This window comes from Dyella mobilis (assembly GCF_016904945.1).
In the GTDB taxonomy this organism is placed as follows: Bacteria; Pseudomonadota; Gammaproteobacteria; order Xanthomonadales; family Rhodanobacteraceae; genus Dyella_B; species Dyella_B mobilis.
The window spans coordinates 262,506-276,395 of record NZ_JADIKF010000038.1 but is presented as its reverse complement, the minus strand read 5'-3'; the positions used below and the strand labels follow the sequence as shown (position 1 = coordinate 276,395).

Here is a 13,890-nt window from a genome sequence, read left to right as displayed (position 1 = left end):
CGTCATGGCGAAGCATCCTTCCAGATCAACGTCTGCGCCGGCATCAGCGGCGTCTGACCGTGCACGATGTGCGCGCCGGCCGGAAGCGCAGGTGAAAACGGCTTCGGGTTGTAGTTCGACAGGAAATAGAAACCGCCACGCCAATTGAGAAAAACGCCGGTGGGCAGGTCGTCGATCGGCACGCCCGCGCGCTGATAGACGCCGCGCACCAGCTCGCGTTCCAGCACGCCGTCGTCGGTGGAAACGCCAATCATGGTGACCGTGCCCTTGCCGAGCGTACGCGTGGTCGCCGCTGCCTTGCCCGCGTAGTAATGATTGGCGTACGTCGCGAGCACGGTGGTGCCCGGGCGCGGCGTAAGGATGTCGCCCCAGCGATGCCAGGTGTACGGCTTGCCATCCGCCGTCACTTCGCCGTCCGCACTCGGCGGCAGCATGTCGAAGCCGTCCACGTCGTCGCCGATCAGGTCCAGAATCGGCTGCGACCACGGGCCTTCGGGGAAGTGGCCGTCCTCTTTTTTCTGGCCGGTGCGGGCGGTGAGGATCAGGTGGCCGCCCTGTTCCACGTAGCGGCGCCATTTCTCCGCCAGCGCCTTGCTCACCATTTGATAAGCCGGCGCGATCAGGAACGGGTAGCGGCTGAAATCGTCGTCTTCGGCGATGAAATCCATCGGCGCGCCGGTGCTCTGCACCGCCAGCGTGTAGCCGTTGCGATATTTCCAGCTGTTCCACAGCGTGGTTTGCGGCTGGATTTCCAGATCCCAGAACACGTCCTGGCTCCACAGGTACGCGGTATAGCGCGCGGCCAATTTCTGCGGCAACGGTGCCTTGGGGTCGAGCTGCGCTTCCAGCGCCTTGATCTGCTGCAGCGTGTCGACGAATTCGCGCCCGGTGCGCGACGGCGTCACGCCGTCGGTGCCGATGATGCCTTCGTGATACATCTCGCTGCCCTGCACCGGATGGCGATAGCGGTACGTGCTGAGCAGCGAGGCGCCGGAAGCGAACGCGTGCCACATCCACATACCCACCGCGCCGGGCATCGGCTGCGGATTGATCTCGCCCCAGTTCACCTGGCCCGGTTGGAGTTCCATCACCCCGAAGGTGCCATTGATCGGGCGGAAATACGCCGCCGCCTCCATCAGGTTGGCGGGTTTGCCGATGGCGTAGCTGTCGCCGCCCAGCACATTCGAGCCCTGCACCGGATACAGCGTGAAGGTGGGGAAATCCAGGTCGTGGCTGCGGCGCGGATCGGTCGCAGTGGTGACATTGGTGTAGTTGGTGGTCACCCACTGGTTGTGCGCGTACTTCTTGATGATCGCCGCCTGCGCATCGAGAAAATGCGCGGTGGTGTCGGCCTGGTAGCGCGCGAAATCCAGTTGCGCGTGCGGGCTTAGCTTGTCTTCGGCGGCCAGCGTGGCGTTGGGCAGGTGCACTTGCTTGAAGCTGCCGTAGCGCGTGCTCCAGAACGAACCGGCCCACACTTTGTTCATCGCATCGATGCTGCCGTATTTCTTTTGCAGCCACTGCTGGAACGAGGTGCGCGCGCTGTCGCTGAAATCCAGGAACGTGCTCGGCTCATTGTCGACCTGCCAGCCCCACACGCGGGGATCGTGGCCGTAATGCTGCGCCATGGCCGTGACCAGCCGCGCCACGAAGGCCTGGTATTTCGGATTGGCCAGCGATACCTCCGCGCGGATGCCGTGCTCGTGGCGCTGGCCGTGCTCGTCCACCCGGTATACCTCCGGATAGCGCTCGTCCATCCAGCTTGGCGGCGCGGCCGAAGGCGTGCCCAGGATCACGCGCAAGCCGGCCTTGCTGGCCAGATCGATGGCGTGATCCAGCCAGCTGAAATCGAAGCGGCCTTCTTCCGGTTCCAGGTAGGTCCAGTCGAACTCGGCCACGTGCGTGAACTGGAAACCCAGCTTGGCCATGCCCTGGAAATCGCGCTGCCATTGATCCTGCGGCCATTGCGTCGGGTAATAGAACACGCCGAAGCTCATCGGGTCTTGCTGGTGTAGCAGGGCCGCGCCGCGCAAGGCAGCCGGATGCGGGCCGCCCAGGTCGAGCGGTGTCGCGGCGGCAGCAGTAGTCATCACGGCAGCGGCCAGAACTGCCGCTAGCAAGGGCCGAAACATGCGATAAGCCTTCAGCTGAATTCAAATGTCAACTTATACTACTATTTGACCTCCCGCAATATTGGCCGCGCGCGAACTTATGGATGTTCTGACCCCCGACGAAGCGCTGCAACTGGCCGACCGCCATTGGCACATCCGCGGCACCGTCAGCGCGCTGCCTTCTTACGCAGACCAGAACTTCCGCATCCGCAGCGCCGCCGGCGAGTACGTGCTGAAAGTGGCGCATCCGTCCTGGTCGCGCCCGGACCTGGAGCTGGAAAACCTGGCCATGATGACGCTGGCCGCGCGCGAGCCCGGCCTGCACTGGCCCCAGGTGCAGCGCGCGACGGACGGGCAGCACCTGCTGACCCTGCCCATCCACGGGCAAACCTGTCACGTACGGATGGTGAGCTTCGTGCCGGGCTGTACATATGCGGAAGTGATCGAGGGCCTAGGGCCGGCGCAGCGCGAAATCCTGCATGCGAGTCTCGGCCGTGCGGTCGGCTTGCTCACGCGCGGCTTGCAGGGCTTCGAACACCCCGCCGCCGATCGCAGGCACGACTGGAACCTGCTGCGCCTGCCGGAGCTGCGCGGCGAAATTAGCGGCATCGAGGATGAGGGTCTGCGCGCCATCGTGCAGGCCCATCTGGATGCCTTCTGCGCGCACCTGCCCGAGTGGCGCAAACGCCTGCCGATCGCCGTCCTGCACAACGATGCCAACGATCTGAACGTGATCGTGGCGGTCGGCGACGATGTGCCGCGCGTCAGCGCCGTCATCGATTTCGGCGACATGTGCACCAGCTTCCGTCTGGCCGACCTGGCCATCGCCTGCACCTACGCCATGCAGCACGAGGCAGACCCGATGGCTTGCGCACGCACCATCGTCGGCGGCTATCTCGCCGCATGCCCGCTGCAACGCGCGGAACTGGAACACCTGCACGACTTCATTCTTGCGCGCCTGTGCCACAGCGTATTGATGGCCACCCGGGCGCATCGGGAAGATCCCGACAATCCCTTCATCATGGTGTCGCAACGAGGCGTGCGCGCCTTGCTGCGGCATCTCGCCGACATCGACCGCGGGGCCATTGCCGGCCCCTTTCTGGAATCCAGCCATGATTGATACCGCTCACCGCACCGTGCTCGATGGCGTGCCCCAGCGCGGCAACCAGGAAATCCTGCAATTGCGCAGGGAGCTGCTCAATCCCACGCTCAGCGTGTCGTATCGCGAACCGCTGAAGATCGTGCGCAGCGAAGGCATCTGGCTGTACGACCAGCAGGGCCAGGCCTATATGGACATGGTCAACAACGTCTGCCACGTCGGCCACTGCCATCCGCGCGTGGTCGCGGCCGGGCAGGCGCAGATGGCGCAGCTCAATACCAACACGCGCTATCTGCACGACAACATCGTCGAATACGCGTTGCGCCTCACCGCCACCTTGCCCAAGCCGCTGTCGGTGGTGTTCCTCACCAACTCCGGTACGGAGGCCAACGACCTTGCCCTGCGCCTGGCGCGTGCGCACACGAAGGCGCGCGGCGTGGTGGTGGTCGATCACGCCTATCACGGCCATTCGCCGTCGATGGTCGAGTTGAGCCCGTACAAATTCAACGGCAAGGGCGGCGAAGGCCGCGCACCGCACGTCGGCGTGGTCGCCATGCCCGATACCTATCGCGGCCTGTTCGGCGAAGGCCCCGATGCCGGCCGCCAATACGGCCAGCTGTTGGCGCCGGCCATGGCCGGCCTGCACCAGCGCGGAGTCGAGACGGCCGCGTTCTATTGCGAATCGCTGCTCGGCTGCGGCGGCCAGATCGTGCTGCCGCAGGGCTACCTGGCCCAAGCGTATGCCGACGTGCGCGCTGCCGGCGGCGTGTGCCTGGCCGACGAAGTGCAGGTCGGCTTCGGTCGTGCCGGCGAACACTTCTGGGCATTCCAATGCCAGGACGTTGTGCCGGACATCGTCACCCTGGGCAAGCCGATCGGCAACGGCCATCCGATCGGCGCGGTGGTGACCACGCCGGACATCGCGGCGAGCTTCATCACCGGCATGGAATACTTCAACACCTTCGGCGGCAACCCGGTGTCCTGCGCCATCGCACTCGCCGTACTCGACGTGATTGCCGAGGAACAACTGCAGGCCAATGCGCAATGCGTCGGCAACTTCCTGATGGATGGCCTGCGCGATTTGCAGCAACGGCACGAATGCATCGGCGAGGTGCGCGGACGCGGCCTGTTCATCGGCGCCGAACTGGTGAGCGAGCGCGGTGCGCGCACGCCGGACCGGCAAAAGGCCAAGGACGTGGTGGAGGCCATGAAGGACCGCCACATCTTGCTGTCGACCGAAGGTCCGGACGACAACGTGTTGAAGATCAAGCCGCCGATCGTCTTCAGCCAGGCGAATGCGGAGGAGTTTCTGGACAAGCTGGATACGGTGCTGAGTGCTGAGAGGCCCTAGCAGCTTCCACCGCTATAATGGCGCGGCGAGGCAGGGGTCCCTTGTCTGGACTCACTTTGGGGCCTCGCCTACCATGAGCAGCAACATGACGTCGAAGAAACACTCCGAACGCATCCTTGGCGCCCTTCGCGAAGCCTTGGGCCGGCCAGACATAGAACGTCCCGGAGTGTTGATCTACCAGCGCGACTGCCTGCAAGCCATGCAGGCGATGCCGCAGGAGCTGGTCGACCTGACCGTTACCTCGCCGCCCTACAACATCGGCAAGGAATACGAGAACAAGCTCGCCGTCGAAAAATACGTCGACTGGTGTGCAAGCTGGATCGCGCAGGTGCATCGCATATCGCGCGAAAGCGCCGCGTTCTGGTTGAACGTGGGTTATCTGTCGCTGCCCAATCAGGCCAAATGCCTGCCCATTCCCTATCTGCTGTGGGACAAGGTTCCGTTTTTCCTAATTCAGGAAATCGTCTGGAATTACGGTGCGGGTGTGGCGTCGAAGCGCAATTTCTCGCCCAGGAACGAAAAATTCCTGTGGTACGTGAAAAACCAGCTGGACTACGTGTTCAACCTGGACGACGTGCGCGATCCGAACGTCAAGTATCCCAATCAAAAGAAGAACGGGAAACTGAAATGCAATCCGTTGGGCAAGAATCCCACGGACGTGTGGCAAATCGCCAAGGTCACTTCCGGTGCGAACCGCTCATCGGTGGAACGCACCTCTCACCCCGCACAATTTCCGGTGGCGGTGATCGAGCGCATCGTGCGCGCATGCAGCCAGCCGGGAGCGCTGGTGATGGATCCGTTTGCCGGTTCCGGCACCACGGCGGCGGTCGCCAGGAAAACCGGCCGCTTGTCGCTGGGTTTCGAAGTGGAATCGAAATACCTGGAGATCATCGAGCGCCGGCTCGACAATCTCCAGGAAGTTGCCGAGCGCAACGCTGCGCAAGGCCATTTGTCATTTGCTGGCGCTTCCTTCGTAAAGGGTGCGGAGCTTGTGGCGGGCGACTTCGACTGACAAGTTTGCCTGCTGTCCGGTGGCGGCAGCCTGTCCGCGCCAGTCGCTGTGGTCCAGCCAGCCGAAGCGGATTTTCCGGATGCTCGGATCTTTTGCGTTTCGCTCGACCTTGTCGAAATTGACAGCCAGGTAATAACCCGACTTGCTCTTTTTGCCGTTCTCGGTCGGCTGCGCATAGCTTCTGTTGCCGAAGATCTGCGAGCGGTGCGAGGAGGTTTTGATTTCGAATGAAAAGTTCGAGTCGGGAATGCAAACCACGTCCTTTTCGCTCGCTTCACTCCCCAGGCGCCATTGCCAGGGGTGTCGCTCGCTCAGTTCGTGGCCGATGAGCTGCTCCAGCATGCTGCCCAGTACCTGCGGCGGAAAGATCAGCTGCTGCCCGATGGCGAACTTTCTGGCGCCGACGGTCGTCTTGAAAATGTCGCTCCAGCTGGAGAGAACGATTTCGACCAGTTCGTTCATGCGCAATGGAAACGCTGCGATGAGTTCGTCGGTTTTGTGGCTCCAAAGCTCTTGCGATAACTGATGATACGGTCCTTGCATCACGCATCCTCCAATAAAGAACCGGGTTTGGCATGCAGCGCCCGCGCGAGGCGGACGATATTTGCCAGGCTGATATTCCTTTCTCCCCGCTCCACCGAACCTACATAGGTTCTATGCAGGCCGCATCGAGCTGCGAGTTCTTCCTGCGAAATGCCCGCTGCCTCTCGCATTCGCCGAACGGTGTCGCCGAACTTCTTGGCTTCTTTGGAATGTGTCACGCCGCCAAATCTGGAATTCTGCACTCTATGTGTCTACAGACTTTAAGTAGCATGCCGGGCATCTGTGAAGCGAGCCTCATTGGCTTGATTGCAATACATTTGTCATGGACGGATGCGCCCCCGGCGCTCGTCAGCCGCCTGTAAGTCGCAGCGTCTGCGGGTGTGGCCGGTGCCGCGAGTCGTCGCGGCACGCCATTATTTTTGCCGGGTTTCGGCTGATTTTTTCACCGCGACCTTGCGGCGCTTGTGCAGATTCGCCTGCGAGTCGGCAATCATCGCCTGCATCGCCTTGCGCGCCACTTCCGGTTGTTGGCGGCGTACCGCGTCCAGCACCTTCTGATGGTGCGGCAGCGAATACTTGAAGTCGCCGGCCGTCTGCGCCGACAGCACGAAGAACATGCCCAGCGCGCTCTCGACCACGGAAAACAGCGAGATCATCAACTCGTTGCCGGTGGCCTGCAGCACTGCATCGTGGAAGTTCAGATCGGCCACCGCCCATTCGTCGGACGTGCGGGAAGCTTCCATCTGGTGATACGCGGTATCGATCTTCGCCAGCTGCGCGGCGGTGCGCTTGCGCGCGGCGGCGGCAGCGGCGGCCGGTTCGATGATCTCGCGCATCTCCACCAGCTTGTCGATGAAATCGTCGGTCGGCATCGAGGCGCAGCGCCAGGACAGCACGTCGGCATCGAGCTGGTTCCAGAATTCCATCGGGCGCACGCGCGTGCCGATCTTCGGCCGCGCTTCGATCAGGCCCTTGGCCGTGAGCACCTTCAAGGCTTCGCGCAGCGCGGTGCGGCTGACGCTCATGCTTTCGGCCAGCGCTTCCTCGCGCGGCAGCACCTCGCCCGGCTTCAGTTCGCCGGTGACGATCCGCTTGCCGACTTCCCGCACCACGTGGCCGTGCAAATTGCGCGCATCCGTAGCTTTCATCTTCGAGGTTTCTCCGTAACTCGGCGTTCGTTGCCTTGCCGCGTACCAGGTGCGTGCAAGGCCGTCTGCCATGAGGGTGCGGCGTCACGATTTGCTGCAGCGCAACGGTCGACAAAATTTATCATACAAACATATTGTGTGAGCTTTGCGTGGCGCGCACGTGGCGGCCACCCGGCAATGCCCGGAAGCCTTGCAAATCAGAGCCGTAGCGCCCGCTTTCGGTACGCTCACCCCCTGCGGCGAATGGCTTGGTCGATGGGATGGAGCGACTGGGCATGCCGAATGGCACAGGTGCGCTTTCATATTTCAAGCGTATGTTACTATTGTAGTACAAATACGATGTTTTGAGTTAAGCTCACGTCAACCGGCAACAAAGCCGGTGGCCAGAACGCAGCTAGGGGCAGGCGGCTCCGAAACTGCCGGCGCGCAAGCGTCGCCGCGATGGGTCCTGGAAAAAAACAGCCAGAAATCTCGGGGAGTAGATTCAATGAGCATTTGCAAGCAGATCAGCCGGCGCACGCTGGCGGTCGCCATAGGCGCTTTGTTGACGGCCGGTGCAGTGCAGGCCCAGGACACTCAGACCCAGGCCACCGGTACGCAGCCTACCCAGCCCAGCCAGGCCAAGCCCGCCGCGAAGAACGCGGCCGGCGCAACGCAGAACGCCACCACCCTCAACCAGGTCGTGGTCACCGGCAACTCCAGCTTCGGCGGTATTCGCAAGATCGACGCCAGCTACTCGGTCACCACCGCCACCAGCGAACAGATCAAGGAACTCAACCCGCTCAGCACGGCGGACCTGTTGAAGATGTCGCCCGGTGTGTATCCGGAATCCTCCGGCGGCCAGACCGGCGCCAACATCGAAGTGGCCGGCTTCCCCTCCGACAGCGGCGCGCCGTTCGTCACCTTGCAGCTCAACGGCTCGCCGCTGTTTCCGCAATGGGAATACTTCACCGACGCGATGTTCCGCCTCGACGACACCATCGATCGCGTGGAAGCCGTGCAGGGTGGCCCCTCGGTGCTGTACGGCAACGGCCAGCCCGGCCTGATCGCCAACTTCATCCTGAAGGAAGGCAGCTCCACGCCGGGTGGCGACGTCGGCATCACCTACGGTTCGGAAGGCATGGTGCGCCTGGACGGTTTCTACGGTTTCCCGTTGTTCGGCAAAGACAGCGGCTGGTACGGCAGCATCGGCGGTTTCTGGCGCAAGTCCGACGGCGTGCGCGATCCGCAGTTCGCCTCCGACAAGGGTGGCCAGCTTACTGCCACGTTGAGCCACGACCTGGAACACGGCTCGATCATGTTTTATGCGCGCGAGCTGCAGGACAAGAACCAGTTCGTCACCGACACGCCGATCCTCAATCCGGCGCCGGGCAAGTTCTCGGCATATCCGGGCTTCAACCCGCTTACCGGCACCTTCGGCAGCAACGCCGACCGCTTCCAGTTCCTGCAGACCACCCCGTGCTTCACGGCCGGCTGTGCGCCGGGCGGCATGAACATCGACATGGCCAACGGCCAGGGCGGCGACGTGCACGTGATTGGCGGCAACCTGGACCTGGACTTCGACAACGGCTGGTCGCTGTCCGACAAGTTCATCCTGCTGGGCGGCAACATGGATACCAGCGCCTTCTTCAGCACCGGCCAGAACCCGATGACGCTGGGCAGTTTCATCACCAGCGACGAACAGTCTTTCGGTTTGCCCGCCAACCTCACGACGACGGCGACCTACACCAATGGCAAGCCGGCCAACTTGAATGAAAACGTCACCGTCCAGAACCCCGAATACATTCACAAGCGCATCCAGTCGGTCAGCAACGAGTTCCACATCAGCAAGGATCTGTTCGACGGCAACACGCTGACCCTGGGCAATTACACCGCGGTGTATTCGGAGTTCCACCAGGAAGACGACGGCCTGAACATGCTGATGCAGGCCAAGAACAACCCCAACCCGATCGTGTTGAGCGCCACCGATGGCACCAACACCTATCAGCTCACCGACGGCCAGGGCCTGTTCTGGAACAACCAGCCGCAGTCGTGGATGGCGTTCAACGAAAAGTGGCACGCCATGACCACCGCCCTGTTCGCGGCCGACACCTGGAATATCGGCAACTGGCGTTTCGACGGCGGCCTGCGCGTGCAGTACATCAACATCGGCGGCTGGTTCCAGAACACCGCCTCCGGTGACCTGGATGCCAATCCGTACACGGTGTACAACAACGATGCGGAATACCTGATCGACAGCTTCCAGCATCCGTCGTATTCCAAGACCGCACCGTCCTGGACGATCGGCGCCAACTACGCCATCAATAGCAACATGAGCGTGTACGCGCGCGTGAACGACGGCGTGTTCCTGCCCACCTTCGACGACGTGCAGCCGCTGCCTAGCACCCCGGTGGAGAAGATCCACAACATGGAACTGGGCTTCAAATACCAGTCGCCGTGGATCTATGCCGACATCAGCGCCTATCGCCGCCTGTTCTACGGCGTGCCGTATTCGATCACGCTGGATACCGGACAGATCAACCTGGTCTACGGCTCCACCACCAAGGGCCTCAATACCCAGGTGATGATCAAGCCGTTCAATCACTTCTCCGTGGCGCTGAGCGGCAACTACATGGACGGCCACTACTCGGGCTACGCCGGTTGCGTACCCTACGTGGCGCAGGACGGCAGCAACCAGTGCAGCAGCATCAACGGCATGGACATGGACCGGCAGCCGCGCCTGCAGTTCCGCGTCACGCCTGCGTATGAGTTCCCCACCAGTTGGGGCAGCATGAAGTTCTGGATGACCTACGAGCACATCGGCAACCGTTACAGCGACCAGCTGCAACAGCAGCCGCTGGGCACGTACTACGATCTGTCCATCGGCGCCATCGCCAACATCGGCCAGGATTGGATGGTCACCTTGCGCGGCACGAACATGACCAACCAGATCGGCATCACCGAAGGCAATGCGCGCCTGTTCGGCTTTGCCAGCGGCGGCGGCGTGATTCTGGCGCGCTCGATCGAAGGCCGTGAAGTGAATGTCCAGGTGAAGTACAAGTTCTGACGTCGGCACTGCGCCCTCTCGCCGCGAGGCAGAGGGCGCAACCGGCGCGTCGATATCGCAAGCCACCATCCAGCCATGCATGCATTGAAGAAAACCTCGCTATTCGCCTTCGCCGTGCTGCTAGGCGCTGCACGGATCGCCGGCGCGCAGGACGACGCACGCTACTACGACGTACTCGACCTGCATGGCGCACCGGCGTCCCCCGACGATCGCAGCTTCAACATCTTCTTCGACGCCGGCGCGTGGCAGGGCTACAGCCTGCCGCCCGTCGGCGATCGCGCTACCGGTTTCATCGGCCCGTTCGTGCACAGTCTCGGCGATGGTCAGTGGGTCGGCACGCGCTTCGCGCAGCTGGTACTGAGCGACGCCGCGACGCATCAAGCCATCGCGCTGGCGCCGGTCGAAAGCCATGCTGCCCCCGGTTATCTGGTTCGCCGCTTTTCTACCCCCAGACTGAAAGTGAGCCAGATTTTTTTCTTTGCCAACTCCTGGCACGCGCTGGCGCAGGTCACCTTGACCGCGAGCCAGGCGCAGGACGTCGACCTCGGTGTCGAAGGGCGCATCTTTTCCTCGCCCTCGACACGACTCGCCGCAAACGGCGGTGAGGTGGTGCAAACCTTCACCAAGGCGCCTTCGGTACTGACGACGAGCCTGCAAACCGGCGGCCTTGGCGCCAGCCACGTCACGCTGTCCGCCGTGGGATACCGCATCGATCTGGACAAGCCGTTGCACCTGGCGGCGAACCAGTCGGTCACGGTCTACATCGACCAGACCCTGGTCTACGACCCGCGCACGGACAAGCCCGCAGCGGTCGATGACACTACCGCGTGGCAGCACAATCGCGAGCGCTGGGCCGGTTACCTGCACGGCGTTTCCAACAGCCACCTCGCCGGCGTGCCAGAAGAGACTGCGCAGCGCATCGCCGTCAAGGCCATGATCACCTTGCTGGGCAACTGGCGCGCAGCGCGAGGCGACCTGCATCACGACGGCGTCATTCCTTCGTACTCCAATCCCGACTTCAACGGCTTCTGGGCCTGGGATTCGTGGAAGCACGCCGCGGCGCTGGCCACCTTCGCTCCCGATCTCGCACGCGACCAGATCCGCGCGATGTTCGACTACCAGGCCGCCGACGGCATGGTGCCGGACTGCATCTATCTGGATAAATCCAACGACAACTGGCGCGACAGCAAGCCGCCGCTGGCCACCTGGGCCACGCTGGCGGTGTACCGCGCCACCGGCGACAAGGCGTTTCTCGGCGAGATGTACGACAAGCTGGTGCGCTATCACCGCTGGTGGTTCGCCAAGCGCGACCACGCGCACGACGGCCTGGCCGAATTCGGCGCGACCGACGGCACCGCGATCGCCGCCAAGTGGGAAAGCGGCATGGACAATGCCGTGCGCTTCGACGATATCCGCATGCTCAAGAATGGCGAAGGCGCCTGGTCGATGGATCAGGAGTCGGCCGATCTCAACGCCTATCTCTACCGCGAAAAGCTCGACCTTGCCGAAATCGCGCAAGTGCTCGGCAAAACGGACGATCACGCGCATTGGTTGCAGCAGGCGGCTGCCATGAAGCAGTTGATCCAGACCCGCCTGTTCGATCCCGCGCACGGCTATTTCTTCGACCGCAAGCTCGATGGCGGCGCCTTCGTCCGCGTCTACGGTTCCGATGGCTGGGCGCCGCTTTGGGCCGGCGCCGCCAGTGCGGAGCAGGCGAAAGCGGTGATGCAGGTGATGACCGATCCGCAAAAATTCGCCACCTTCCTGCCGTTCCCCACGCTGGCCAGGGATGACACGCACTTCTCGCCCATCAAGGGCTATTGGCGCGGACCGGTGTGGCTGGATCAGGCGTACTTCGGCGTAGTGGCGTTGAGAAACTACGGCTACGCCAGCCAGGCCGATGCGATGGCGCGCGATCTGCTGATGCACGCCAAGGGTTTGAGCGAACAGGCTCCCACGTATGAAAACTACGATCCGCTCACCGGACAGGGCTATCAATCGCGCAACTTCAGCTGGGCGGCGGCGAGTTATCTGATGCTGCTGCAGGGGCAGGGCGCCACGAAGCAGTGATGCATCACTGCACGTGGGCAGCCGCGTAGGCGCCTGGTCCGGTATGGAGCAATGGCGCCAACACCGCGAGACCTGCTTCCACGCGGTCCGCGCGAGCTTCCGCGCCCAGGCATATCCTCGCCGCGTGCGGCGTTGCCGCGCGTCCCGGCACGAAGATCTCGGTGGAGGCCAGCGATACGCCGAGCTTGTCCGCCTCGGCAATGAATTCGTTCGCGCGCCAGGGTTCCGGCAATGGCAGCCACAGGTGGAAGCTGGGCATGGTGGGCGATGCGAAAGCGGAACCAAGCCGGTGCCTGGCCAGTTGTTCGCGTTCCCTGGCAGTACGGATGCGTTGCTGCGCCATGGACCATGCCGTGCCGTCATCGACCCAGCGGCTGGCGATCTCGGCATTGAGCGGACTGCTCCAGGTGGTGGCGCCGATGCACGAAGTGATGGCTTGCCGTGACGTAGACGAACACGCCGCGACGTAACCCACGCGCAATCCCGGTGCCAGGCACTTGGAAAAGCTGGTGAGATATACCACCCACTCGGGCGCCAGCGCCTGCAACGGCGTCACCGCACTTTGTGCCATGAAGCCCCATGCATCGTCTTCGATAGCCAGCAATTGCCGCTTGTGCAACACCTGCGCGATATCGCGACGGCGCCGTTCGGACATCGTGAGCGTGGTGGGCGTGTGCAGCGTCGGCATCACGTACACGGCACGAGCGCCAGTGGACTCGCACGCACTTTCAAGCGCATCGGGCAACATGCCTTCATCATCGCCGGCCACTCCCATCAATCGCAGGTGATGCATGGCCGCAAGCGCTTTGATGCTCGGGCTGGTCAAGGTTTCCGTAAGCACGACATCGCCCGGTGCGGTGAGCGCGGCCAGGCTGGCGGCCAGTCCATGCTGCACGCTGGTGCACACCAGCACATCGTCCTCGTGTGCCGATACGCCCAAGCGAGCAAGCCAGCGTGCGCCAGCCTGGCGATGGCGCGCCAAACCCGCATACGGCGCCACACTCAATAAGCCGGACAAGGGCTGGCGCCGGCTCAACGCACCGAGCGTTTCGGCGAGTGCCTGTTCGGTGTCGCCGCATGCCGGATAGTTGAGCGCGAAGTTGATCGCCGACGCCCGGCCCAACCCAGTGCTGTGGATCGCGGTGTCGTTGCCTGCGGTCACAAAGCTGCCGCGCCCGACTTCCGCACTGACCACCCCGGCACGTTCTGCCAGGGCGTAAGCGCGATTCACCGTACCGGTGGTGATGCCCAGATGCCGGGCCAAGGCACGCTGGGTTGGCAGTTGATCGCCCGGACGCAACTTGCCCGCAGCGACGTCCGAGGCGATCGCCTCGGCCAGGCGCTCCGCCCAGCGTTTGCCGGAACCGGAGAGTTCGGGGAGCCACGTCGTAGTGACCTGGGGCTGTCTTGACATGCCGCGCCTCCCGATTGTAGCGTCGCTATAATCGATACAATAAATACAATATTTTCAAATTGTATCGATACATTCAAGCGGTAGCAAGTGCTCCCC

Annotated in this window: 10 protein-coding genes; 5 read left to right on the top strand and 5 right to left on the bottom strand. The window is 62.9% G+C overall.

All coding sequences use genetic code 11. The features are described from left to right. Window positions 1-2: 2 nt before the first annotated feature. The gene (locus tag ISS99_RS08900; RefSeq protein WP_204631258.1) at window positions 3-2,132 is read right to left on the bottom strand and encodes a beta-galactosidase; all 2,130 of its coding nucleotides are present in this window, start codon (window positions 2,130-2,132) and stop codon (window positions 3-5) included. A gap of 79 nt (window positions 2,133-2,211) precedes the next feature. Here ISS99_RS08900 and ISS99_RS08895 point away from each other — a divergent pair, with 79 nt between their 5' ends. From ISS99_RS08895 to ISS99_RS08885, 3 genes are all read left to right on the top strand, one after another. Next, the gene (locus tag ISS99_RS08895) at window positions 2,212-3,231 is read left to right on the top strand and encodes a phosphotransferase (RefSeq protein WP_204631257.1); all 1,020 of its coding nucleotides are present in this window, start codon (window positions 2,212-2,214) and stop codon (window positions 3,229-3,231) included. Further along, entirely contained in the window at window positions 3,224-4,561 is a 1,338-nt protein-coding gene (locus tag ISS99_RS08890; protein WP_204631256.1) for an aminotransferase class III-fold pyridoxal phosphate-dependent enzyme, read from the top strand. Before ISS99_RS08895 ends, ISS99_RS08890 begins: the two co-directional genes overlap by 8 nt. An 85-nt stretch (window positions 4,562-4,646) precedes the next feature. Next, window positions 4,647-5,573 (top strand): DNA-methyltransferase, encoded by a 927-nt coding sequence (locus ISS99_RS08885; protein WP_204631255.1) that lies wholly within the window; start codon window positions 4,647-4,649, stop codon window positions 5,571-5,573. Here ISS99_RS08885 and ISS99_RS08880 read toward each other — a convergent pair. From ISS99_RS08880 to ISS99_RS08870, 3 genes are all read right to left on the bottom strand, one after another. Continuing rightward, window positions 5,514-6,116 (bottom strand): ScaI family restriction endonuclease, encoded by a 603-nt coding sequence (locus ISS99_RS08880; RefSeq protein WP_204631254.1) that lies wholly within the window; start codon window positions 6,114-6,116, stop codon window positions 5,514-5,516. The two genes, ISS99_RS08885 and ISS99_RS08880, sit on opposite strands and share 60 nt — an antisense overlap. Continuing rightward, entirely contained in the window at window positions 6,116-6,334 is a 219-nt protein-coding gene (locus tag ISS99_RS08875; protein WP_284343768.1) for a helix-turn-helix domain-containing protein, read from the bottom strand. The genes ISS99_RS08880 and ISS99_RS08875 overlap by 1 nt, the downstream gene beginning before the upstream one ends. Window positions 6,335-6,529: 195 nt before the next feature. Beyond that, the gene (locus ISS99_RS08870; protein ID WP_204631253.1) at window positions 6,530-7,264 is read right to left on the bottom strand and encodes a FadR/GntR family transcriptional regulator; all 735 of its coding nucleotides are present in this window, start codon (window positions 7,262-7,264) and stop codon (window positions 6,530-6,532) included. 487 nt (window positions 7,265-7,751) lie between these two features. Here ISS99_RS08870 and ISS99_RS08865 point away from each other — a divergent pair, with 487 nt between their 5' ends. Further along, on the top strand, window positions 7,752-10,310 hold the full coding sequence (locus ISS99_RS08865; protein WP_204631252.1) for a TonB-dependent receptor: 2,559 nt from the start codon (window positions 7,752-7,754) through the stop codon (window positions 10,308-10,310). 75 nt (window positions 10,311-10,385) lie between these two features. Then, on the top strand, window positions 10,386-12,380 hold the full coding sequence (locus tag ISS99_RS08860; protein WP_204631251.1) for an MGH1-like glycoside hydrolase domain-containing protein: 1,995 nt from the start codon (window positions 10,386-10,388) through the stop codon (window positions 12,378-12,380). A 4-nt stretch (window positions 12,381-12,384) separates the two neighbouring features. On the opposite strand, the gene ISS99_RS08855 is transcribed toward ISS99_RS08860, so the two are convergent. Continuing rightward, the gene (locus ISS99_RS08855) at window positions 12,385-13,794 is read right to left on the bottom strand and encodes an aminotransferase-like domain-containing protein (RefSeq protein ID WP_204631250.1); all 1,410 of its coding nucleotides are present in this window, start codon (window positions 13,792-13,794) and stop codon (window positions 12,385-12,387) included. Between the last annotated feature and the right edge of the window lie 96 nt (window positions 13,795-13,890).